Origin of the sequence: Rhizobium etli CFN 42, from assembly GCF_000092045.1 — a bacterium.
GTDB classification, from domain to species: domain Bacteria; phylum Pseudomonadota; class Alphaproteobacteria; order Rhizobiales; family Rhizobiaceae; genus Rhizobium; species Rhizobium etli.
The window spans coordinates 209062-231899 of record NC_007761.1 but is presented as its reverse complement, the minus strand read 5'-3'; the positions used below and the strand labels follow the sequence as shown (position 1 = coordinate 231899).

Sequence of the window (22838 nt, the reverse complement as noted above, 5' to 3'; positions counted from 1 at the left end):
ACATGGCCCAGATCGTATCCTCCCCCATTGTCGGCCGCCGGAGAATTGCCAGGCTTAGCCGGCGAATGAACCTCATCGCGGGAGTCGCCATCATTGGCCTGCTGCTGACGGTGGCGCTGCTGTCGCTCGTCTGGACCCCTTTACCGCCGGCGAAGATGCAGATCATCCATAAACTGCAGCCGCCGCTTGCCTTTGGCCTGCTCGGCACGGATCAGTTCGGCCGCGACGTGCTGTCGATGCTGATGGCGGGATGCTGGAACTCCCTGTCGGTCGCCATCACCGCGGTTGCGATCGGCGGCACGCTCGGCTCGATCACCGGCATCTCCGCAGCGGCGATCCGTGGTCCAGCCGAAGCGCTGCTGATGCGCATCTGCGACGTCATCTTCGCCTTGCCGCCGATCCTGTCGGCGATGGTGCTCGGCGCCTTTCTCGGGCCCGGGCGGTTCACCGCGATCACAGCGATCGCCGTCTTCATGATCCCGGTCTTTGCACGGGTGACGCTGGCGACCTCGCTGCAGGCCTGGAGCCGCGATTATGTGACGGCGGCGCGCGCGATCGGCAATACGCGCCTGACCATTTCACTGCGCCATGTGCTGCCGAACATCATCAGCCAGATCATCGTGCATGGGACGATCCAGCTCGGGCTGGCGATCCTCACCGAAGCCGGCCTCAGCTTTCTCGGGCTCGGCATGGCGCCGCCGGCGCCGACATGGGGCCGGATGCTTGCGGATGCGCAAACCTATCTGGCGTTGGCCCCCTGGCTGGCGGTCCTGCCCGGCCTTGCCATCGCGCTCACCGTCCTCGGCTTCAACATGCTCGGCGACGGCTTGCGCGATCTTCTCGATCCACGCGAGGCGAGCCGCTGATGGCCGAAACCGACCTTACCATCCGTGAACTCAGGCGACGCTTCGCCGATAAGAGCCTCTCGCCGCTCGAATACTGGCTCTCCCTCGAAGACCATGTCGCCGCCTGGGAGCCGTCGATTTCCGCACTCTACCTCTACGACCCGGAGGCGGCGCGCGTGCAGGCGAAAGCTTCGACGGAGCGCTGGGCGAAGGGACGAACGCTCGGCACGCTCGACGGCATCCCGGCAACGCTGAAAGAACTGATCGCGACGGAGGGCCAGCCGGTGCCGCTCGGCACCAGGGCGGTGGAACTGAAGCCGGCGGAGGCCGACGCGCCGGCTGCCGCGCGGCTGCGCGAGGACGGCGCGGTGATCTTCGCCAAGACCACCTGTCCCGATTACGGCATGCTTTCCTCCGGCCTGTCGAGCTTTCATCCTCTCAGCCGCAATCCCTGGAACATCGCGCAGAATCCCGGCGGATCGAGCGCCGGCGCCGCAGCCGCGGCGGCGGCCGGTTACGGGCCGCTGCACATCGGCACGGATATTGGCGGTTCGGTACGGCTTCCTGCCGGCTGGACCGGCATCTTCGGCTTCAAGCCGAGCCACGGGCGCATTCCGGCCGATCCCTATTATGTCGGGCGCTGTCTCGGCCCGATGACGCGTACCGTCGAGGATGCCGCTTTTTCGATGGCGACGCTGTCACGGCCCGACTGGCGCGACGGCACCAGCCTGCCGCCCAACGATTTCGACTGGATGGATTTCGTTGTCGACATCTCCGGCATGAAGATCGGTCTGATGCTCGATGCCGGCTGCGGGTTTGCTGTCGATGATGAGATCAGGGTCGCGGTCGAATCGGCGGCGAAACGTTTCGAGAAAGCCGGCGCGACCATCGTCTCCGTTCAACCGGTGCTGACGCGCGCGATGCTTGACGGGCTCGACACGTTCTGGCGCGCCCGCCTGTGGAGCGATATCGCAGGGCTCAACGAAGAGCGGCGCGACAGCATCCTGCCCTATATCAGGGATTGGGCGAAGGCCGGCGCCGATATCAGCGGCGTCGATGCAGTCCGAGGCTTCAATCAGACGATCGAAATGCGCAGGAGCTGCGGACGGCTGTTCACCAGGGTCGACGCCCTGCTTTCGCCGACCAATCCCATCATCTCCTATCCGGCCGAATGGGCGTCGCCGACCAACGACCCGACGAGGCCGTTCGAACATATCGCTTTTACCGTACCTTGGAACATGTCGGAGCAGCCGGCCGCCTCGATCAATTGCGGCTTCTCCCGGTCGGGCATGCCGATTGGGCTGCAGATCGTCGGACCGCGCTTCGACGACATGCGGGTTCTGAGATTGTCGAAAGCTTTCGAGGATTGGACCGGCGGCGTGAGCGTCTGGCCGCAGCGGCCGATCGTTTAGCTAAACGGGCGGCGATAGCCGGTCGGCCGTTGGTACAGCGACCCGATGCGCTCGACGGCCGCGTCGAAATTCTCGCGCGCCACTGTCATGCTGTGGCCGTTGGCGTGGAGGATGGTTTGGGGATCTTCGAAGATGGCGACATGGCCCTTCCAGAACACCAGGTCGCCGCGGCGGATTTCGGAGCGGTCGATCGGTTCCCCGAGTCCGGCCGCCTGCATGTCGGTATCACGCGGCGCCGGTCTGCCGACCATCAGCATCGCCAGCTGAATGAGGCCGGAGCAATCGATGCCAAGGCCGGATCGGCCGCCCCAGAGATAGGGTGTCTCGAGGAAACGGGCGGCGATGCCGACATAATCGGCACCGTCGAGAGCGCCGATCGGCTGCACGTGTCTGGCGAAGATCGCCGTGCCGTCCGTCAGCACGACGTAGTGATTGCCGCGCACCTCCGCCTCGCCGGCGACGTGAACGCGGCTTCCCATCGACAGGATGGCCCGATGCGGTTTGCGCAGTTCCGGCTCCGGATAGAGGAAGGTGCGCTGGACGGTGACGATGTGGGTCGGCGCCGGCCCGGCTTGCGAGAGCGCCTCCGCCTTGAGATAGCCGACATAGCCGTCGGAGGCAGCTTTCACCCAGCACCAGCCGTCGGCACGATCGAAAACGGTTACATCCTCGCCGAGGAGCAGTTCCGTATCGATGCCGCGGGCAAGGTCCGGCTCAGGGCGCAAGGCGGCGACGGGAAGGGCAACACGCGCTGCGGCGCCTTCCACGAATCGCGACGCCTCAACCTTGCCCTCGAGCCCCGCTTCCGCGAGATCCGGCCGATAGGCATGCAGGCGGCGGTCGAGCATCGTCATTTATGTTCCTTTCAGATCGGCAGCCGGCGGCCCTGATCCCGCACGAGATCGCCGAGCTTTTCCAGATAAAGCGCACCGCCGACGGTACGTTTGATGATCACATTTCGGCGGTCGGCATCGTCGCGCACGCGATCAACCAGGCCCATCTCACCCATCGTATCCAAGGCGCGGGTAATGACAGGCTTGGTGACGTTGAGCGTGGCGGCAAGCCCGCGCACCGTGTGGGGCGGCGGCACGAGATAAATATGCAGCAGGATCGCCATCTGGCGCAATGTCAAATCGCGGTCGTCATGACGAACCTGATCGAGCGCCACGCCATGCCAAAGCCCCAGCGCCTGCGAGGCGGTCAGTTCGATCGGCACGGCCCCTCCGGAAATCGTTACGCTAGAGCCTTTCATGTTTTGACGGAAGCGTAGCCAGCATTTGAGAAGTAGTTGGCGCATTCCTCTGGCTTGATAGTGTCGGCGAGTATGCCCAGATAGCGCCAGGTTTCCTCGATGGTTCGCTTTTGGGCCTGGCGCATCCAGTGCTTGATCTTGGCGAAGGCCTGCTCGATCGGGTTAAGGTCGGGGGAATATTTCGGCAGGAACCAGAGCCTGGCGCCGACGGCCCTGATGGCATCGCGGATGGCCTTGGCTTTGTGAGAGCCGAGATTATCGAGGATGACGATGTCGCCAGGTTTGAGGGTCGGGATCAACTGCTGGCGGACATAGGCGTGAAAGCATTCGCCATTGATGGGACCGTCGAAGACGCAGGGTGCAGTGAGCTTGTCGCAGCGTAGGGCGCCGAGGAAGGTGAGGGTGCGCCAGCGGCCATGCGGGGCAAAGCCGCGTAATCTTTTGCCCCTCGGCCCCCAGCCGCGTAACGGCGCCATGTTGGTGCGGATCCAGGTCTCGTCAATAAAGACGAGCCGCTTCGGATCGAAGCGGTCTTGCCAGGCTTTCCAGCGAGCTCTGCGGCGGGCAATGTCGGCGCGGCCCTGCTCAAGGGCGAACAGCGTTTTTTTTAAAGCTCAAGCCCTCGCGGCGCATGAATTGCCAGATGGCATTGTGGGAGACGCTCACACCGCGGGCGGCTAACTCATCCTTCAGCCGATGTAGCGTCAGATGTGATGTCTGCTCGATCTGCTCGACAATGAAGGCGCGGTGCGGCTCCAGCACACGTCGGCGATGGCCGCCCATCTTACCGGGCGACACACTACCGGTGGCCCGATAACGCTGCGACCACTTCACCACGGATGAGATAGCTATGTTGAACCGCTCCGCCACCACCCGGCAGCTCTGACCGTCCACAACCGCTGCAATGACTCGCTCGCGAAGATCATTCGAATAGGGTCGCGTCATGGATGCTGGCCTCCATTCCAGCATCCATCATGAATCACAAATCTGCTGATTTGGGAATCCCGCACCGATTCCGATAAGAAATGATCCGCTCTAGCGTTTCATTTTCCGGCAGTTGTCGTGGACATGCAAGTGGTGGCGAGAACAGCCGCCCGGCAGGGTGAATAAAATTTTAACGATTGGCCGCGAGGCGCCGCGTGAGGCGGCGTCGCGACCTCTTTTGCATCCGTCAGCGCAGGCTTCCGCGGATATGATGAAAGAGCGCGCGGATCGCCTGTGCTTCGCCGCCGCCCGGCGAATGCGGCCGTTCGGACGGAGCCCAGCCGTAAATGTCGAAATGCGCCCAGCTCTTGGTCTTGCTGACGAAGCGCTTGAGGAAAAGGGCGGCGGTGATCGACCCAGCCATGCCGCCGGCCGGGGCATTGGTCAGGTCGGCGAATTTGGCGCGGATATCCTTTTCGTAGCCGGCATAGAGCGGCAGGCGCCAGATCGGATCGTCCGTCTCCAGGCTTGCTTCGGTCAGCTCGTGGGCCAGATTGGCATCATCGGTGAAGAAGGGCGGAAGATCCGGACCGAGGGCAACGCGAGCAGCCCCTGTCAGCGTCGCCATGTCGATCAAAAGGTCGGGCTCTTCCTCGTCCGCATAGGCAAGCGCATCGGCCAGGATCAAACGGCCTTCGGCATCGGTATTGTCGATCTGGACGGTCAGGCCCTTTCGGCTGCGGTAGATGTCGCCGGGGCGGAAGGCATTGGAGGAGATGGCGTTTTCGACGACCGGGACGATGACGCGCAGATCGACCTTCAGTTTGGCGTCCATGATCATCAGGGCCAGCCCCATGACATTCGCCGCGCCGCCCATGTCCTTCTTCATCAGCAGCATCGAGGCGGCAGGCTTGATATCGAGACCGCCGGTATCGAAGCAGACACCCTTGCCGACGAGCGTCACCTTGCGATGACCCTTCTTGCCCCAGCGCAGTTCGAGAAGGCGCGGCGCATCGGCGCTGGCGCGGCCGACGGTATGGACCAGCGGGAAATTCTGCTTGAGCAGTTCGTCGCCCGTGATGACCGAAAATTCCGCCTTGTAATGTCCGGCCAGGGCGCGGAAAGCGGCCTCGAGCTGGTCCGGCCCCATATCGTTCGTCGGCGTATTGATGAGGTCGCGGGCAAGAAAGACGCCAGCGAGCTGGCGTTTGATGTCGGCGCCGTCGGCATCGCGGGGGATCATCAAGGTCGCTGCCGGCGATTTTTCCGATTTGTATCGATCGAAACGGTAGCTGCCGAGCCCGAAGCCGAGGGCGAGGCGGTTTGCGGTTAGCGGCGCGGTCTCGATGTGCCAGTCGCCGGCGGGCAGCGCACGGGCCAGCCGGCCGGTGATGTAGGGCTGTTCCGACGGGTTGGTGCCGAGGCCGAAAAGCGCGCCGCCGAGATGACCCTCGGCCGTGGGGATCAGCAAGAGCGAGCCGCTTTCGGCCTTGTAGCCCGACTTGCGGGCCCAATCGAGCGCAATCGGATCGATCGTGCCGGTCTCGATATGGGCAGGCGTGACGGCAAAGATCGGCAGCGTCGAGCCGCCCTTCGTGTTGAAAGGAGTCGGTCTTTCGATGAACTGATAGGGGGCCATGATTGTCCTTCGGCGGTCGTCAGGAATCGTTCCTTAACGGTCTGTTAGGGTTAACAGACTATTGCTGGAGCGAAGATTGCGTCAAACCTTTCCCTGTTCCGCTTCGAGGTCAGGCGCCGATTTCGGAATCAGGAACGCAACATGCCTGCCTCGCGCATCATCATATCCCCCACCCGTATCCTGCAGGGCGCAGCAGCATCGCTGATCATCCTCGCGCTTGCCGGCTGCTCGACGACGGCCAAGGACCGGATGACGACCGGCTCGGTGCCGAAGCTTACCAAGCCGGTCGAAGAGATGGATGCGACCGAGTTGCGCTCGGCGACGGACCGGATCGGGCAGGCCTATGAAAGGAACCCGCGCGATCCCGTCAACGGCGTCAACTACGCCAACCTGCTGCGCATGAGCGGCCGCGACACGCAGGCGCTCGCCGTCATGCAGCAGGTGGCGATCGCCAATCCGGGCGACCGCAATGTGCTGGCCGCCTATGGCAAGGCGCAGGCGGCGGCCGGGCAGTTCCAGCAGGCGCTCGACACGATCGGCCGCGCCCAGACACCGGATCGCCCCGACTGGAGGCTGATCTCGGCCGAAGGCGCAATCCTCGACCAGATGGGCCGGGCGAGCGAGGCCCGGCAGCGCTACCGCGACGCGCTCGACATTCAGCCGAATGAACCTTCCATCCTTTCCAACCTCGGCATGTCCTACGTGCTGACCGGCGATCTGCGCACGGCCGAAACCTATCTGCACTCCGCCGCCGGCCAGCCGACCGCCGACAGCCGCGTCCGGCAGAATCTTGCCCTCGTCGTCGGCCTGCAAGGGCGATTTGCGGAAGCGGAACAGATCGCGCGGCGGGAGCTTTCGCCGCAGCAGGCCGATGCCAACGTCGCCTATCTCCGGGGCATGCTCTCGCAGCAGAATTCCTGGCAGAAGCTCGCTGCCAAGGACAAAATGCCGGGCACAGCCGATGGCAGCAACACCAACTGACCTCGTCATTTTGCCGGATGACCAGGCCTTCTCCGCCTGATCTACCTGACGCTGAGGCCCGAGAGAATGAGCCGCAGTCCAAGGCCGCCCATCACCGCACTGGCGGCCCGGTCGATCCAGCTCTTGGCGTGGAGATAGAGCCGCCGCGGGTGGCGGGCCGAAAAGGCAAGCGCCACGATCGAATACCACCCCGCCTCCACCGCGAAAACGCCGACCGGCAGCACGACGAGGAGATCGAGCGGCACCGCTCTCGGCAGAAGCGCCGCAAAAAGGCTGGCGTAGACGATGATGGTCTTCGGGTTGCTGAGCTGCGTCAGCAATGCGGTGATGAAGCTGCGCATGGGCGCGCGATGGCCATTGACGGCATCGGAAAGCTCGATCGGCTTTCCGGCGCCTCTCCAGATATTGACGGCGATGTAGAGGAGATAAGCCCCACCCGCCACCTTGAGCAGCACATAGAGCCATTCGAATTGCGACAGCAACGCCGTCAGACCGGCGAGCGCCAGGCCGGCGAAAACGACGCCGCCGGCGCCCATGCCGAATGCGGCCGCAAGTCCATCCAGCCGCGAACGCGAGATGGCGATCCTGGAGACGACGACGAAGCTCGGGCCGGGGCTCATCGCGCCGACGGCCAAGGCTGCCATGATGCTGATGAAAATGCCTGCGGAAGACATCGGAACCTCTCTTTCGGGATCGGATTGCGCTGGAAAAAGCGGCGGCCACTTCCGTGCTCCCCGACGGTCCGATCCGGTTTACCAGCTATGCCAGCGCCGGTCACGCGGGTCGAAGGCCCCCTGCGGTTCAGAACCTATCCGCCACCTGGATGCCGGCCGGGCCGAGGATGACGGCGATCAGCACCGGCAGGAAGAACAGGATCATTGGCACCGTCAGTTTCGGCGGCAGGGCGGCCGCCTTCTTTTCCGCTTCGTTCATCCGCTCGTCGCGTCCTTCCTGAGCCAGAACGCGCAGGGCCTGTGCAACGGGCGTGCCGTAGCGGTCGGCCTGGATCAGCGCCTGGGTCACCGAACGCACCAGCTCGAGCTGCGTGCGTGCGGCGAGATTGTCGAGCGCCACGCGGCGATCCGGCAGGAAGGAGAGTTCGGCGGTGGTTAATACCATCTCCTCGGCAAGCGGCGGCGACTGCTCGCCGAGTTCCTCCGACACGCGACGCATCGCCGCCTCCATCGAGACGCCGGATTCGACGCAGATCAGCATCAGGTCCAGCGCATCCGGCCAGGCGCGCTTGATCGAGTGCTGACGCTTGCTCATGCGGTTGGAGATATAGATATTCGGCGCATAAAAGCCGAGATAGGCGATGCCGATGACGGCGAGCATACGCATGGGCATGCCGCGATCAGCAAGGCCGCCGAGACCGAAGACCCAGAAGGCGGCGAGCGCGAGGAAGAGAAATGGCAGCAGGAAGCGCGCGACGAGAAAGGTATTCAACGCATTTTCCGAGCGAAAACCGGCGGCGCGCAGCTTGTTGACCGTGTTTTCGTCGACGAGCGCCTTACGCAGGTTGAAGCGTTCGACGATCTGGCGGACCGAGCGGTTGTTCTGGTTCCTGAGCGAAGTCTTGCCGGCGCCCGGTTCCGTGTTCATGCGGGCGCGTTCGCGGGCGCGGATCTGCTCGCGCTCGGTCGAGACGGCTTTCATGCGCTTGTTGAGATCGCCGCGCTCGAAGAAGGGGATGGCGATCGTGTAAAAAGTCGCGAAGACGGCGATCGCGACGAAAACAGCGATCAGCATGCTCGGATTGGTCAGCGTTGCGGCAAGATCCTGCGACACGGTGCTTCTCTCCCGCTAGATGTCGAAATTGACCATGTTGCGCATGACGAGGATGCCGATCGACATCCAGACCGCCGAGGCGCCCATGATGAAATGGCCGCGCGGATCGGTGAAAAGGACGATCATGTAGTTCGGCGACGTGAGGTAAACGAGGGTCGCGACGATAAAGGGCAGAGCGCCGATGATGACGGCGGACGCCTTGGCTTCCATCGACAGCGCCGAGACCTTGGCCTTCATCTTCCTGCGCTCGCGCAGCACCTTTGACAGGTTACCGATCGCTTCGGAGAGATTGCCGCCAGCCTGTGACTGGATAGCGATGACAATCGCGAAGAAGTTAACTTCCTGGAGCGGCATATGGAGCGTCATGCGGGCGCAGGCGTCGGGAATGCTGAGGCCAACCTGCTGGGCTTCGATCACGCGGCGGAACTCGCTCTTCACCGGCTCAGTGCCCTCAGTGGCGATGAGGCGGATCGCATCGTTGAGCGGCAATCCCGATTTGATCGAACGGGTAATGACATCGAGCGCATTGGGGAACTCGTTGAGGAACTTATTCTGGCGGCGCTTGATCAGGAAACCAATGACCCAACGCGGCAGACCGAGCCCGGCCACGAAAGCGATGCCGATCATGACCAGCCACGAAGCGCCGATGATGAAAGCCATGAACAGCAGCACCGAAGCGAAAATGGCGCTGAAGAGATAGAACTGCGTCAGCGTGACCGTCAGGCCGGCCTGCACCAGCCGCGATTTCATCGACAGGGTCTTCTTGGTCTTTTCGTTCTGGCGCTTTTCCAGATCCTTCAGATTGTCCTGCACCGATTTGCGCCGCTTCGACATCTCCTGCACCCGGTCGCGGGCAGCCTTGACCTTGGCGCGGTCGACCTCGGCCGATTTGACACGGTTGATGCGACTTGCCGATTTCTTGTCTGCCTCGATCCGGGAAAACAACAGGGCATAGGCGACCGCCGCGGCGGAGACAGCGGCGAGGATGACGATTGCCAGGACTACCGGATCGAATCCGAACATCACCCTATTCCTTCGATTTCGCTTCCATCGCATCGAGGGCGGCGGCCAGGCGTTTTTCCTCGTTGAAGTAGCGAGCCCGATCCCAGAAATGCGGTTTGCCGACGCCGGTCGACATGTGCCGGCCGATCAGTCGGCCGCCCGCATCTTCGCCATCGATCTCGTAGCGCATCAGATCCTGGGTGATGATGACGTCGCCTTCCATGCCGATCACCTCGGTAATCTGGGTAATGCGGCGCGAACCGTCGCGCAGTCGTGCCGCCTGGATGATGACGTCGACAGAGGTAGAGATGATCTCTCGGACCGTCTTTGCCGGTAGCGAGAAGCCGCCCATGGCGATCATCGATTCGATACGGCTCAGGCATTCGCGCGGCGTGTTGGCGTGGATCGTGCCCATCGAGCCGTCGTGACCGGTGTTCATCGCCTGCAAGAGGTCGAAGACTTCAGGTCCGCGCACTTCGCCGACGATGATGCGTTCGGGACGCATGCGCAGGCAGTTCTTGACGAGATCGCGCATGGTGATCTCGCCCTCGCCTTCGATATTCGGCGGGCGCGTTTCGAGACGCACGACATGCGGCTGCTGCAGCTGCAGTTCGGCCGTGTCCTCGCAGGTGATGACGCGCTCGTCCCGATCGATATAGTTGGTGAGGCAGTTCAGCAGGGTCGTTTTGCCCGAGCCCGTGCCGCCCGAGATGATGACGTTGCAGCGCACGCGCCCGATGATCTGCAGCACGGTCGCGCCTTCCGGCGTGATCGCGCCGAAGCGTACGAGCTGATCGAGCGTCAGCTTGTCCTTCTTGAACTTGCGGATGGTCAGCGCCGGCCCATCGATCGACAGCGGCGGCGCGATGACGTTGACACGCGAGCCATCGGGCAGCCGCGCGTCGCAGATCGGGCTCGATTCATCGACGCGGCGGCCGACCTGGCTGACAATGCGCTGGCAGATGGAGAGAAGCTGTGCATTATCGCGGAAGCGGATTTCCGATTCGATCGTCTTGCCGCCGACTTCGATGAAGGTCTGGCCGGCGCCGTTGACCATGATGTCGGCGATGTCGTCGCGCGCCAGCAAGGGCTCCAGCGGACCGTAGCCCAGAACGTCATTGCAGATATCCTCGAGCAGTTCTTCCTGCTCGGAGATCGACATCGCGAAGTTCTTGATGGTGATGATGTCGTTGACGATGTCGCGGATTTCCTCGCGCGCGCTTTCGCCATCGAGCTTGGAGAGCTGCGAGAGATCGATCGTGTCGATCAGCGCGGAGAAGACCTGCTGTTTGGTGTCATAATATTCGTCGGTGCGAACCGGTCGCTTGCGCTGCGGCGCCTGCATCGGCGGCGGCGTCACCTGCTGGCGCGAGGGTTCGCGCGACGGTTCGACGAGGACGGCAGGAGAAGAGGCCACGGGGGCGGCGGCCGGGGGCGGCGGTGGAGGAGCAATCGCGCCTCCGGCCTTTCCGAAACCTTCGTTTCCGCGTTTTCCAAACATGCCGCTTAATCCGATCTCTTCATGCTAGTCATCTATTTCCTCTTCAGGAGGCCGAGCAGGCCGCCCTTCTTCGCCTTCTTGATGGCGACCCGGCCGGTGACGATGTGCGATATCTGCGAAAAGGTTTCGGCCGTCGGCGACTTCGGATCGACTTCCGAGATCATCCGGCCGCTGTTGGCGGCGTTGCCGAAGAGGTTGATGTCAAAGGGAATGATCGCGATCGGATCGGCCTCCAGCGGCTCACAGAAATCAGACGGCGATATCTCCGGACGTTTCGGCATGCCGACCTGATTGAGGATCAGATGCGGCGGCTTGTCATTCGGCCGCATCTTGCGCAGCGCGTCCAGCATGTTTTTGGTGTTGCGCAGGTTGGCAAGGTCGGGAACCGCCGTGATGACCACCTCGTCGACGCTCGCCAGAACCGAGCGCGTCCATTCCGACCACGCGTGCGGAACGTCGAGCACGGTGACGGGCGCGCTGCGCTGCAGAACGTCGAGCACCGGCTGGAAAGCCTGGCCATCGAAATCATAGGCGCGGTCGAGTAGCGAGGGTGCGGCAAGCAGGGAAAGGTGCTCGGAGCATTTCGTCAGCAGACGGTCGAGAAAGACCTCGTCGAGCCGATCGGGCGCAAAGACCGCTTCGGCGATGCCTTGCGCCGGATCCTGATCGAAATCGATATTCGCCGTGCCATAGGGCAGGTCGAGATCCGCGAGAATCGTCTCGGTGGAGAAAAGATTGGAAATGCCGAAAGCGCAATTATGCGCGATGGTCGAGGCGCCGGTCCCGCCTTTCGAGCCGATGAAGGCGATGCTGCGGCCGAGCGGCTCGGCTTCCGGATCAACGAAGATCGAGGCCATCGCCGTCAGAATGTCGGGCATGGCGACCGGCTGAACCATATATTCGGAAATGCCGTTGCGGATGAGTTCGCGATAGAGCCCGATATCATTGTAGTAGCCGACGATCACGACCTTGGTGCTGGGGTCACAGACGGCGGCGAGCGGCGCAAGTTCGCCGAGCAGGCTTCCGGAATTGGCTTTGGTCTCGAGGATGATCAGGTTCGGCGTCGGAGCAGCGGCGAACATATTGGCGGCAGCGGCTATGCCGCCGCTGGTGATGCGCATGCTCACCTTCGCCATGCGCCGGTCGTTGGCGCAGCGTTCCATAACATGCTGCAGGGGCTCGCTTTCGCAGAAGGCGTGGACGGAGATGCGCGGCAAGGGCCGCATATTTTCCAGATCCGCCATGCGCACCGCCTCTTCGGCGTGACGAAGTTCGCTGGGGTTCCTGATTTCGTATTCGATCGCGCTCATCGTCCCGTTCCGCCTCAGAAGCTGCTGTCGCTGCCGGCGACATCCTCGATCGTCGACGTCGTCGTCCGGTATTCCTGGATCGCGTTGTTGCGCCGCTGTGCATCGATCGGGGTCATGCCGCGGGGTGCCACCAGGTCCTCCGGATTGGCGATCTGGGCGGCGAGATTGTTCTGCGAGGCGCAGCCAAAATTATAGTAGTTCTGGTTGGCGAGATCGTTCGAGATATCCTTCGGCCACTGGCCGCATTGCGTGGTGATCGCGGTCGTGCCGGTAAAGCTCAGCCGGATCGGCGCAGCATCGCCGGCGCCGGCAGCCGCATAGGACGTATTGATGATCTTCGAGCTTGCGATTCCTCTTGTCGTCAGCTCGGCACGGACCTGGTTGCGCAGCTGATCGGCGGCCGCGGAATTGGGCGAACCTTCCGGCGACAGGACATAAACCGGGCCCGAGGCGCGTGAAATGTAGTTGGCAGCAAAGCCGCGGATGAGGTCGCGCTGGGCGATGGTCAGGCGGCGGTCGGTCGAGGCGACGGGTATATCCACCGTCTGCTCGGCCTCCGTGACGATGATCGGATGGCGGGCGCGGTAGTCGTCAGGAATCCCGCCTGTCGTCAGCTGGTCATGCGGACCGGCGCATCCGGAAAGGATCGCCACCGAGATGACGACCGTGGTAACAAGCGCTCTGGAGTAACCGAGGCGGGGTGTCGTCGCATTCATATGGGCCATCGCCTGATCTCTGTTCTGTGCCATTGCTGCCGATCGTGCCCCGCTCATTTGTAGATGAACCCGATCGAGCCGTGGAACTGAGCGTCGGCGACGGGCGCCTCGCGGCGGCCATAGACCTTGTTCACACGGTTGAGGAAGAAGGTTGCGCCGTCATTCTCGGGGCTAAAATTGTCATCCGGCCGGTTGAGCTGGTTCCGCGCCACCGGACGCACCAGGTAGGGTGTCGCGATGATGACAAGTTCGGTTTCCTGACGTTCGAAACCCTTCTGGCGGAAGAGCGTGCCGAGCAGCGGGATCTTGGAGACGCCGGGTGTGCCGCCCATCGTCTGGGAAACATTGTCACGGATGAGGCCGGCCAGAGCGATCGAGCCGCCCGAGGGCAGTTCCACCGAGGTCTCCGCCGAACGGCGCTGATAGGTGGCGTTGCCGCTGCCGGCCACCGGCTCGGAGACGTTGGTCTTGATCTCCAGGCTGATGCGTCCAGACGACAGCACGACCGGTTTGAAGGCAAGATTGATACCGTAGTTGAAGGGAACGACAGTGACGTTGCCGTTATTGTCGGTCGTCGAATAAAGCTGCTGGCCGCCGGAATTGAAGGTCGCCGCCTGGCCGGATATCGCCGTCAACGTCGGCTCTGCAAGCGTCCTGACCACCTTGGCCTGCTCCAGCGCGTTGAGATAAGTGGAAATGTCGTATTTGCCGATCGAACTTTTGAAGAGCGCCGCCAGGCCGCCGCCGACGGTTGCCGTTGCGCTGTCGGCGTTAGGACTGCCAAGCTGGGCGACCGTCATGCCGGAGGAATTGGAAACGAGATTGTCGAAGCCGAGCTGCTTCAGCACCTCGCGGCGAACCTCGGTGATCGTCACCTTGAGGGTGACCTGATCCTCGCCCTGGATCTGCAGGAGGTTGACGACCTGCGACGTCTGGCGGCCTTCGGCAAAGAGTGCCACCGAGCTGTCGCCGCCGGTGCCGGATGCCGTCTCGGTTCTCGTCGTCGCTTCGCCGCCCTTCAGGAAGACCTGCGCCAGATCGGCCGCCTGCGTGGCGTCCTGCGGCGTGCGAACGGTGCCGGTCAGCACGATATTGTCGGAGACGATTTCGACTTTGATGTTGGAGTCGGGAATGAAACGGCGGAGATTGGTTTCAAGGCCGGAGACATCGCGCTCGATCTCAATATCAAGATTGACGACTTCCTGCCCGCCGGCGCCGAAGACAAAGATATTCGTTTGGCCGACCTTCTTGCCGAACAGGTAGATGCGCCGCGAAGTGCGGGTGACGGCATCAGCCATCGTCGGGTCGGAGACGAGGATATCGTGAGCATCCTCCGGCAGATCGACGACGACGGCCTTGTTCAGCCCGAGCTTCAGCCGGCGATGGGCGTCGGGGCCGGTTTGCGAGATGCGGACAAGGCTTTCCGCGGCACGCGCCTCATTGACAACGAGAAGCGGTCCGAAAGAGGCCGGTGCGATGCCGGTCGCGCCAACTGCCAGCGAAAGGCAGCCTGTCAGGAGAAGCTTGGCGCGCCGTGTTGAATTACCCATTTGCACGTCCCTTTACTCCGCCTTCGGCGCTGCGCCGGCATCCGTCACGATGGCGCCCGACTTGATGACCTGAATGATCGCGCTGCCGTTGTCGCCGCTCAGCAGATAGTCCGCCGCACTGGTATCCTGCTCCTGCGCATCGGCGACGGAGCGCAGAGCGAGCGAAAGCCGGTCAGCCATCTGCTGGGCAACGGCGAGAACTTTCGTCTGGTCGGGGGTCAGCTCGAGCGTTGCGGTCGTGCCGACCACTGTCTTCGAGCCATCGTCCTTTTCCTGGATCTGCTGGTCGATGGCGAGAACGCGCACATTGCTCAGCACGGTCTCGGTGATGAGCTTGTTGGCCTCGGTACCCTTGCGGACCATGATGACATCGACGCGATCGTTCGGCAGAATGAAACCGCCGGCGCCTGTTGCCACAGATATCTCGGTCGCAACGGCGCGTTTGCCGGCCGGCAACAGCGAGGACAGAATGCGGCTGCTGGAATCGGCGACCTTTTCGGGCCGGATCGGCTCGCCTTCGAAGATCGGCAGACGCACGACGGCGCCCTGCAGGTCCTTGATCGCATCTGGCCTGTCGGCTTCGGTGATGAAGCCTTGAACGACGCCCTCCTTCGGCCAGGCCATCCAATGCACCGAGTCGTCGCCCAGTCTCGCTCCGACCGGCAGATTTTTGTTCGAGACGAGAATATTGACGGTGGGTTCTTTCTTGATAACCGACTGCACCTGGGTGACGACGCCACCGCTGCCGGCCATGCGCATTGCCAGGAGCCCGGCTAGGCCGGCTGCCACCACGGCGACAGCGAGAATTATAAGGCGAGCCGGTTTCATCGATCATTCCTCAGGGCACGATATGTTCGCCCTGCAGAATGCTCAGGAATTGGTATAATTATGGTTAATGGAATGCTTACATTTTAAGTTAACGGGCATTTAAAATGCCGTTATTTCAAGCTTTCCAGCGCAGCGATGAAGAGCGGCGAGGACGGGAAGGCCATGAAGCCTCCGATCGCGATGGCGATGCCGTAGGGGATCTTCTTGGCGAGCAGCAAAGAGTTCGGCACCGGCAGTCCGATCGCAAGGATGGTATTCGACTGTCCCCTCACCAGCAGGATGAGCAGGGTAAGGAGGCCGCCGATAATGGCAACATCGGTCATCAGGAAAAGCAGGGATTCGTTCAGACCGAACCAGAGCGCGGTGGCGGTCAACAGTTTTGCGTCTCCGCCGCCCATCACATTAAAGGCAAAAAGAGCGAAGCATGCGGCAAAGACGATCGCGCCGGCGGCAAGATGCGTGCCGATCGCCTGCAGGCCGAGACCAAAAAACGGCGCCAGTGCGAGGAAAGAGACAACAAGGATCAGGGAAATACGGTTCGGGATCGTCATGGTGAACAGATCCGAGAAGGCCGCCATGGCGAGGCAGAGTGGCAGTATTACAAAGACTGCAGCTGCGATCATGCGTATACCCGATCTTAACAGAATGCGAAAAGGCTCACGGCCGTTCAGCGCGTGAGCCCGCTCGATAATTCGGCTGAAGGAAATCCGGCTAGCATTATCCTACCGCCGCCTGACGGCACCTATTTACGGGGTGGTCGTGGTCGTCGCTGCAGCTTTGGTGGCGGCATCATCCATGCGGTCGCTGAGGTTATTGAACGTGTCGCCGATCTTGCCCCCCAGGGATGTAGCGCCAGCAATCAGTGCTACGGAAATGAGGGCGGCGATCAGGCCGTATTCGATTGCGGTCGCGCCGGATTCGTCCTTCAGAAAACGGCTAAAAAGCTTGGTCATGGGTACTCCTAACTCCAGTTGATGTTCAGCACGTCCGCCAACTGTTGCCGTTGATCGGATGAACCGCAATCTAATGAATGGGCGTTTCCATCGGCTTAAGAAAAAGAGTTAACGGCATGTGAAAGCCGCCGGAGGCTCCTGCAGGGTAAGCTTTACCTTATTCATTTCGCTCGATATTTAATGATATTCAGAGGTTAACAACGGGATTCATCCGGAAACAGCACAGGCACCGCATCCAGCCGCAACACACCCCGGCCGGAGCCAGTGCCAAATCAGATCATCCTGCTTCACCGCGAAACAGCATGGCGAGTTTAAGGCTTCATTCACCATTTTTTTCCATTCTATCTCCTATTGCGCTGTGATCGTGAAAGAGGACCATATGTCATCGAGCGGCAAAACCATTTTCTTTGCCAGCATGATCGCCGTTTCCGGTATTTCGGGAGTTTCCTCGGCCGCAGACGATGACATGCTGCGCGTCTATATGGATCACGCGCGCGTCTTGAAGCTCGACCGCCCCGTCAGCAAGGTCATCGTCGGCAATGCCCAGGTTGCCGATGCGACCGTAGCCGATGCCAAGACGATCGTGCTGACTGGACGCAGCTTCGGAACCACCAATCTGGTTCTTCTGGACGCTGACGGCAACGCGATTCTCGACGAGCGCATCCTTGTGTCGATAGACGAGGGCAACACGGTGCGCGTCTACCGGCAGACCGAGCGCTCCGTGCTGTCCTGCACGCCCAATTGCGAGCAGCATGCGCAGCAAGCGGCCGCCGGCGCCACGTCACCCTGATCGGCCCGGCGCGGATATTCTGGCATCAGCGCCTTTCCTGGTCAGGTTCAAGCATTCTGTTAGCTCAACGGAGTCGGATGATCGACCGGCCGGCGCGCGTCGTAGCCCAGCTCTAAAAAAGCGCCGAACGCACTGATCGCTTCGCCATTTCGAAGCGGTGCGGCCGGTGGGCCGCGCATCTTTCCGCCAGGATCAGAGGCGATCGGTCGGACGTACTTGGAGGTATGCCCATCGCTAATCGCCTCTGGCCTGAGGCAAACCTGCTCTGGCGGAATGCTTCATTCTGACCAGGAAGGGCTCTTAGTTAAAATCGTCGTATCGGCCTGAAACGGAAAATCAACGAACGGACCCTAGTGTGGCAGGCAGAGATGTCGCTTGGGTCCAGGCAATGACGGTAGTTGATCAGAAGACGGATAGGGAGCGCGCCTACGCGCCGGACCGTTTCTGCAAGTTTCGCGCTGTCGCCCGCTCGCGCGACGGCGCAGCGGCGATCGAATTTGCGCTGCTTGCCATCCCGTACTTCCTCGTGATCTTCGCCATCCTTGAAACCTTCATCGCCTTCGCCGCCGAAGAACTCGTCTCCAACGCCGTCGATACGATGAGCCGCCGGATGCGGACCGGGCAGATCACCTACAATCTCGGCCGTACGACCGATATGAGCCGGACGCAATTCCGCCAGGCGTTCTGCAACGAGATCTCGATCCTGATCAGCTGCTCGACCAGCGAAGCCGCCACGCCGAGCAAGCTTTACCTGGATGTGCAGACGTTCGGCTCCTTCTCGGCGATTCCGACGACGATCCCCAAGGTTTCCAGTGACCGGTATGCCGACATCAACACCGCCGCCTTCAAATATACGCCTGGCGGTGCCGGCACGATCAACATGCTGCGCGCCTATTATCGATGGGAAATCATCACGGATCTGGTCCGGCCCTATATCACGACGATCCGTCCGTCCGACGGTTCGATGCCGACGCAATATCTGATTATCGCCACCTCCGCCTTCCAGAACGAGCAGTATCCATAATGGCGATGCGCAACCCGTTCACCAGACTGGTACTGACGGCGCGTCGGCTGGCGCGAGAGCGCAAGGGCGCCGGAGCGATCGAATTCGCGATCCTCTTTCCCGTGCTCGTGATGCTCTATATCGGCGCTTTCGAGATCACGATCGGCCTCAGCGTCAGCAAGCGCGCGACACGCGCCGCTGGTTCAATCGCCGACCTCGTCACGCAGCAGCAATCCGTTACGAAGAGCGCACTCGCGCAGATGCCGTCGGTCGCAACGGCGATGTTCGTGCCCTACAATTCAACATCGCTGACGCTGAAAATCACCGGAATTTCGATCGACGCCGGCGCCAATGCGAAAGTGCTCTGGTCCTGGGCGCAGGACGGAACGACGCCTTATGCCAAGAATGCGACGGTGAGCGACGTGCCGGCCGATATGAAAACGGCAAACAGCTTCCTCGTTCGGACCGAACTCAGCATCCCCTATACGATGTTCCTGTTCGCGCCGAACTTCATGCCGGATGGGATGCGCACGATTACCATCAGGCGCAGTTACTTCTACCGCCAGCGGCAAGGCGACTCGATCCCCTGCGGCGACTGCTGACCCCTTCCCCATCTCGAATTTGCCAAGCCAGGCGCGGCACTATATGCGTGGGCTTCAGCCTCCGACGGTCCGGAGGCCGGCGATCGGTCCTTTCGGGGGTAAAATGGCGCGCGCCTTTCTTTTCGTTCTCGATTCCTTTGGCGTCGGCGGGGCGCCGGATGCGGCAGCCTATGGCGACGAGGGCGCCGACACGCTCGGCCATATCGCCGAATTCTGCGCGGCCGGTGCCGGAGACCGCGCTGGGCTTCGTAGCGGGCCGCTTTCCCTGCCCAACATGTCCGAACTTGGGCTGATGCATATCGCGCGCGCGGCCTCCGGTCAGTTTCCGGCCGGCATGCCACTTCCAGAGAAGGTCTACGGCGTTTATGGAACCGCCAACGAGATTTCCCGCGGCAAGGACACGCCCTCGGGCCATTGGGAGATCGCGGGAACCCCGGTCAATTTCGATTGGGGGTATTTCCCGACGGAGGGCGACGCCTTCCCGCCGGAACTGATAGAAGCCTTGTGCCGAGCAGGCGATGTGCCCGGCATTCTCGGCAACTGCCATGCCTCGGGAACTGAGATCATCGCCCGTCTCGGTGAGGAGCATATCCGCACCGGCAAACCGATCTGCTATACCTCCTCGGATTCGGTCTTTCAGGTCGCCGCGCAGGAAGCGCATTTCGGCCTCGATCGGCTGCTTACCTTCTGCCGTATCGCCCGCGGGCTGCTCGATCCCTACAATATTGGCCGCATCATCGCCCGGCCCTTCATCGGCCAGTCGGCGTCCACCTTCCAGCGTACCGGAAACCGGCGCGACTTTTCCGTGCTGCCACCGGAACCGACTTTGCTCGACAGGCTCCTCCAGCACGGCCGGCACGTGCATGCGGTCGGAAAGATCGGCGACATCTTCGCCCATCAGGGAATTTCGCGCGTCATCAAGGCGACAGGCAACGAGGCGCTGATGGATGCGTCGCTCTCGGCGATCGACGCGGCCGAGGACGGCGATCTCGTCTTCACCAATTTCGTCGATTTCGACATGAATTACGGCCATCGCCGTGATGTACCGGGCTATGCCGCAGCCCTCGAAGCCTTCGACGCGCGCCTGCCCGAAGTCCACAAGAAGCTGAAGCCCGGCGACCTTGTCGTGCTCACCGCCGATCATGGCTGTGATCCGACCTGGCGCGGCACGGACCATACGCGCGAGCGCGTGCCGATTATCGCCTTCGGCCCCGGCATCCGGTCGCGTTCGATCGGGGTGCGCCGCACCTATGCAGATATCGGCGAAAGCATTGCACGGCATCTCGGCATTCCGGCAGGGCCGCACGGAAGGAGTTTTCTGTGACATCGCATTTGAAGAAGGTCGAGCTGCACTGCCATCTGGAGGGTGCGGCATCGCCAGCTTTGACCGAGGCGCAGGCGCGCAAATACGGCATCGACATCAGCGGCCAGCTGCGCGACGGCGTCTATATCTGGCATGATTTCGCAAGTTTCCTCGAATGCTACGATAAGGTTTCGGAGGTCTACAGGACCGAGGAGGACTATGCGCTTCTAACTGAAACCTATCTCGACGAACTCGCCGGCATCAATACGATCTACAGCGAACTCATCGTGTCGCCCGACCACGGCAAGCGCATCGGGCTCGGCGCAGATGCGTATATATCCGGCGTCTGTGAAGGCATCCGGCGGGCCAAGGCCAAAAGCGGCATCGAGGCCCGCCTGATCGTCACCGGCGAACGCCATTTCGGCCCGGAGAGCGTTATCGGAGCGGCCGAATATGCGGCAAAAGCCGGCAATCCCTTGATCACCGGCTTCAACCTGGCCGGTGAAGAGCGCATGGGCCGTGTCGCCGATTATATCAGAGCTTTCGATATCGCCCGCGATGCCGGCCTGGGGTTGACCATCCATGCCGGCGAGGTCTGCGGCGCCTTTAGCGTCGCCGACGCGCTCGATGCCGTGCGTCCCGCACGCATCGGCCATGGCGTGCGCGCCATCGAAGATCTCGATCTGGTGAAGCGGCTTGCCGATCTCGGCACTGTGCTCGAGGTCTGCCCGGGCTCCAATATCGCGCTCAGGGTCTATCCCGATTTCGCTTCGCACCCGCTGCGCCGGCTGAAGGAAGCGGGCGTTCGGGTGACGATCAGTTCGGACGATCCGCCTTTCTTTCATACGTCGCTCGAACGGGAGTATGCGCTTGCCGCTGAAGCTTTCGGCTTCGGCGATGCGGAGATCGACGCCATGACGCGCGTCGCAATCGAAGCGGCTTTCGTCGACGAGGAGACGCGGAAGGCGCTGCTCGCCCGCCTTTGAGGGTGAGAGCCTTTCTTGACCGCTCCGGAGGTTGGGGAAGATCGGGGCAAATTCGGCTGCACTCTTGCGGTCGGGCCAATTTCCGTGAAAGAAACATGCGATAGAAAGAATGAAAGGCTTCCCCATGGACGGCGTCACGGTCATCGATCACCCGCTTGTGCAGCACAAGCTCACCATCATGCGACGCAAGGAGACATCGACGGGAAGTTTCCGGCGCCTGCTGCGCGAAATCTCCACGCTGCTCTGTTACGAGGTCACCCGCGATCTCGAATTGACCATGGCAACGATCGAGACGCCACTGCAGACGATGGACTCGCCGATCCTGGAAGGCAAGAAGCTGGTCTTCGCCTCGATCCTGCGCGCCGGCAACGGGCTGCTCGAAGGCATGCTCGATCTCGTGCCTTCCGCCCGCGTCTCGCATATCGGCGTCTATCGCGATCACGAGACACTGCAGCCGGTCGAGTATTACTTCAAGGCGCCGGAAGATGTGGCCGAGCGCCTGATCATCGTCGTCGACCCGATGCTGGCGACCGGCAATTCTTCGATTGCGGCGATCGACAAGCTCAAGGAACGCGGCGCCCACAATATTCGCTTCCTCTGCCTGCTCGCCGCCCCGGAAGGCATCCGCAACTTCCGCGCGGCGCATCCGGATGTTCCGGTCTTCACCGCGGCGATCGACAGCCATCTGAACGAGAAGGGCTACATTATGCCTGGCCTCGGCGATGCCGGCGACCGTATGTACGGAACCAAATAATTTCGGCATTCCTTTACCAAATCGCAAGACTTTCTGGCCCGGACGGTGCGCTCCGGGCCTTTTTGTTATCGATATTAGCAAGTTATCAGGATTTGAGGATTAGCAAGCTGGAAGCATGAGGCCCTGCATGAAGCGGGGTTTAGACAGGAAGGATTTCTGTTTCATGCTCGTGCGTACCGTCATATTCGCCAGCATCGCCGCAGTGCTGGCCACGCAGGTACCTTCGCTCGTTGGAAGCGTCGGCCAGCAACCTACCGACGGTCTCTCCGCCAATTACGTATCGGCCGACGCCCACCAGCCCGCGGCACCGGCGCCCGCTTCCGGCAGTAGTACGATCCGCCTGCAGGCGGATGCGCAAGGTCATTATACCGGCAGCTTCAAGATCAATGGCAAGCCGGTCCTAGGGCTGATCGATACCGGCGCCACCTATGTCGCCCTCAATGAGACACTCGCCCGCCGGCTTGGCTACACCGCAAATCAGCTCGACTTCCGCTACGGTGTGAACACGGCGAACGGCCAGACGAAGGCCGCGCATGTGACCCTCGACCGCGTCGAAATCGGCGGCATCCGCGTCCGGAATGTCGAGGCTTTCGTGCTTAGGGACGATGCGCTGACGACCACGCTGGTCGGCATGAGCTTCCTGCAGAAACTCGCCTCCTATTCAGTCGCCGACGGCTCGCTCAGCCTCAAAGAGTAAAC

Annotated in this window: 24 protein-coding genes; 10 read left to right on the top strand and 14 right to left on the bottom strand. The window is 61.9% G+C overall.

The window, feature by feature from the left end; genetic code table 11:
* Window positions 1-2 precede the first annotated feature (2 nt).
* Together RHE_RS01110 and RHE_RS01105 are read left to right on the top strand one after the other, a co-directional pair.
* On the top strand, window positions 3-866 hold the full coding sequence (locus RHE_RS01110; RefSeq protein WP_011423610.1) for an ABC transporter permease: 864 nt from the start codon (window positions 3-5) through the stop codon (window positions 864-866).
* The gene (locus tag RHE_RS01105; protein WP_011423609.1) at window positions 866-2257 is read left to right on the top strand and encodes an amidase; all 1392 of its coding nucleotides are present in this window, start codon (window positions 866-868) and stop codon (window positions 2255-2257) included. The genes RHE_RS01110 and RHE_RS01105 overlap by 1 nt, the downstream gene beginning before the upstream one ends.
* Here the strand turns inward: RHE_RS01105 and RHE_RS01100 are convergent.
* The 4 genes from RHE_RS01100 to RHE_RS01080 all read right to left on the bottom strand — a co-directional run bounded on the left by RHE_RS01100 (window position 2254) and on the right by RHE_RS01080 (window position 6072).
* Complete coding sequence (locus tag RHE_RS01100) at window positions 2254-3111, bottom strand: C40 family peptidase (protein WP_011423608.1); 858 nt, start codon at window positions 3109-3111, stop codon at window positions 2254-2256. The genes RHE_RS01105 and RHE_RS01100 overlap by 4 nt on opposite strands.
* An 11-nt stretch (window positions 3112-3122) precedes the next feature.
* A complete protein-coding gene (locus RHE_RS01095; protein WP_011423607.1) occupies window positions 3123-3473 on the bottom strand; it encodes a MarR family transcriptional regulator in 351 nt (116 codons plus the stop codon).
* A 32-nt stretch (window positions 3474-3505) separates the two neighbouring features.
* Window positions 3506-4454 (bottom strand): IS630-like element ISRel6 family transposase gene (locus RHE_RS32840; RefSeq protein ID WP_076612137.1). Its coding sequence is split into 2 segments (ribosomal slippage): window positions 3506-4117 and window positions 4119-4454, totalling 948 coding nucleotides; the frame shifts between segments, so codons are not numbered across the junction.
* A 226-nt stretch (window positions 4455-4680) separates the two neighbouring features.
* On the bottom strand, window positions 4681-6072 hold the full coding sequence (locus RHE_RS01080; RefSeq protein ID WP_011423606.1) for a leucyl aminopeptidase: 1392 nt from the start codon (window positions 6070-6072) through the stop codon (window positions 4681-4683).
* 141 nt (window positions 6073-6213) lie between these two features.
* On the opposite strand from RHE_RS01080, the gene RHE_RS01075 reads away from it, so the two are divergent.
* The gene (locus tag RHE_RS01075; protein WP_011423605.1) at window positions 6214-7053 is read left to right on the top strand and encodes a tetratricopeptide repeat protein; all 840 of its coding nucleotides are present in this window, start codon (window positions 6214-6216) and stop codon (window positions 7051-7053) included.
* Window positions 7054-7094: 41 nt separating this feature from the next.
* Here the strand turns inward: RHE_RS01075 and RHE_RS01070 are convergent, their stop codons facing one another.
* The 10 genes from RHE_RS01070 to RHE_RS01025 all read right to left on the bottom strand — a co-directional run bounded on the left by RHE_RS01070 (window position 7095) and on the right by RHE_RS01025 (window position 16701).
* Entirely contained in the window at window positions 7095-7727 is a 633-nt protein-coding gene (locus RHE_RS01070; RefSeq protein ID WP_011423604.1) for a LysE family translocator, read from the bottom strand.
* Window positions 7728-7854: 127 nt separating this feature from the next.
* On the bottom strand, window positions 7855-8841 hold the full coding sequence (locus RHE_RS01065) for a type II secretion system F family protein (RefSeq protein WP_011423603.1): 987 nt from the start codon (window positions 8839-8841) through the stop codon (window positions 7855-7857).
* Between the two features lie 15 nt (window positions 8842-8856).
* Window positions 8857-9864, bottom strand: coding sequence for a type II secretion system F family protein (locus RHE_RS01060; RefSeq protein ID WP_011423602.1), 1008 nt, complete (start codon window positions 9862-9864; stop codon window positions 8857-8859).
* Between the two features lie 4 nt (window positions 9865-9868).
* On the bottom strand, window positions 9869-11344 hold the full coding sequence (locus tag RHE_RS01055) for a CpaF family protein (RefSeq protein WP_011423601.1): 1476 nt from the start codon (window positions 11342-11344) through the stop codon (window positions 9869-9871).
* A gap of 32 nt (window positions 11345-11376) precedes the next feature.
* On the bottom strand, window positions 11377-12654 hold the full coding sequence (locus RHE_RS01050) for an AAA family ATPase (RefSeq protein WP_011423600.1): 1278 nt from the start codon (window positions 12652-12654) through the stop codon (window positions 11377-11379).
* A gap of 14 nt (window positions 12655-12668) precedes the next feature.
* Entirely contained in the window at window positions 12669-13427 is a 759-nt protein-coding gene (locus tag RHE_RS01045; protein WP_042117720.1) for a CpaD family pilus assembly protein, read from the bottom strand.
* Window positions 13424-14920 carry a type II and III secretion system protein family protein gene (locus RHE_RS01040; protein ID WP_011423598.1) on the bottom strand — a complete coding sequence of 499 codons (1497 nt, stop codon included), beginning with the start codon at window positions 14918-14920 and terminating at the stop codon, window positions 13424-13426. Before RHE_RS01040 ends, RHE_RS01045 begins: the two co-directional genes overlap by 4 nt.
* 12 nt (window positions 14921-14932) lie before the next feature.
* A complete protein-coding gene (gene cpaB, locus RHE_RS01035; protein ID WP_011423597.1) occupies window positions 14933-15748 on the bottom strand; it encodes a Flp pilus assembly protein CpaB in 816 nt (271 codons plus the stop codon).
* A gap of 110 nt (window positions 15749-15858) precedes the next feature.
* Complete coding sequence (locus RHE_RS01030) at window positions 15859-16371, bottom strand: A24 family peptidase (protein WP_011423596.1); 513 nt, start codon at window positions 16369-16371, stop codon at window positions 15859-15861.
* 123 nt (window positions 16372-16494) lie between these two features.
* Complete coding sequence (locus RHE_RS01025; protein WP_020920119.1) at window positions 16495-16701, bottom strand: Flp family type IVb pilin; 207 nt, start codon at window positions 16699-16701, stop codon at window positions 16495-16497.
* 379 nt (window positions 16702-17080) lie between these two features.
* Here RHE_RS01025 and RHE_RS01020 point away from each other — a divergent pair, with 379 nt between their 5' ends.
* The 7 genes from RHE_RS01020 (at window position 17081) to RHE_RS00990 (ending at window position 22836) form a co-directional block, all read left to right on the top strand.
* Window positions 17081-17491, top strand: coding sequence for a pilus assembly protein N-terminal domain-containing protein (locus tag RHE_RS01020; protein WP_042117718.1), 411 nt, complete (start codon window positions 17081-17083; stop codon window positions 17489-17491).
* A gap of 388 nt (window positions 17492-17879) precedes the next feature.
* A complete protein-coding gene (locus RHE_RS01015; protein ID WP_011423593.1) occupies window positions 17880-18515 on the top strand; it encodes a TadE/TadG family type IV pilus assembly protein in 636 nt (211 codons plus the stop codon).
* On the top strand, window positions 18515-19096 hold the full coding sequence (locus tag RHE_RS01010) for a TadE/TadG family type IV pilus assembly protein (RefSeq protein ID WP_011423592.1): 582 nt from the start codon (window positions 18515-18517) through the stop codon (window positions 19094-19096). Before RHE_RS01015 ends, RHE_RS01010 begins: the two co-directional genes overlap by 1 nt.
* A gap of 103 nt (window positions 19097-19199) precedes the next feature.
* Complete coding sequence (locus RHE_RS01005) at window positions 19200-20420, top strand: phosphopentomutase (RefSeq protein WP_042117715.1); 1221 nt, start codon at window positions 19200-19202, stop codon at window positions 20418-20420.
* Window positions 20417-21385, top strand: coding sequence for an adenosine deaminase (locus RHE_RS01000; protein WP_011423590.1), 969 nt, complete (start codon window positions 20417-20419; stop codon window positions 21383-21385). Before RHE_RS01005 ends, RHE_RS01000 begins: the two co-directional genes overlap by 4 nt.
* A 124-nt stretch (window positions 21386-21509) precedes the next feature.
* The gene (gene upp, locus RHE_RS00995) at window positions 21510-22139 is read left to right on the top strand and encodes a uracil phosphoribosyltransferase (protein ID WP_020920114.1); all 630 of its coding nucleotides are present in this window, start codon (window positions 21510-21512) and stop codon (window positions 22137-22139) included.
* A gap of 127 nt (window positions 22140-22266) precedes the next feature.
* Window positions 22267-22836: a TIGR02281 family clan AA aspartic protease gene (locus tag RHE_RS00990; protein WP_011423588.1), complete on the top strand. Its 570-nt coding sequence runs from the start codon at window positions 22267-22269 to the stop codon at window positions 22834-22836.
* The last annotated feature ends 2 nt before the right edge of the window (window positions 22837-22838 follow it).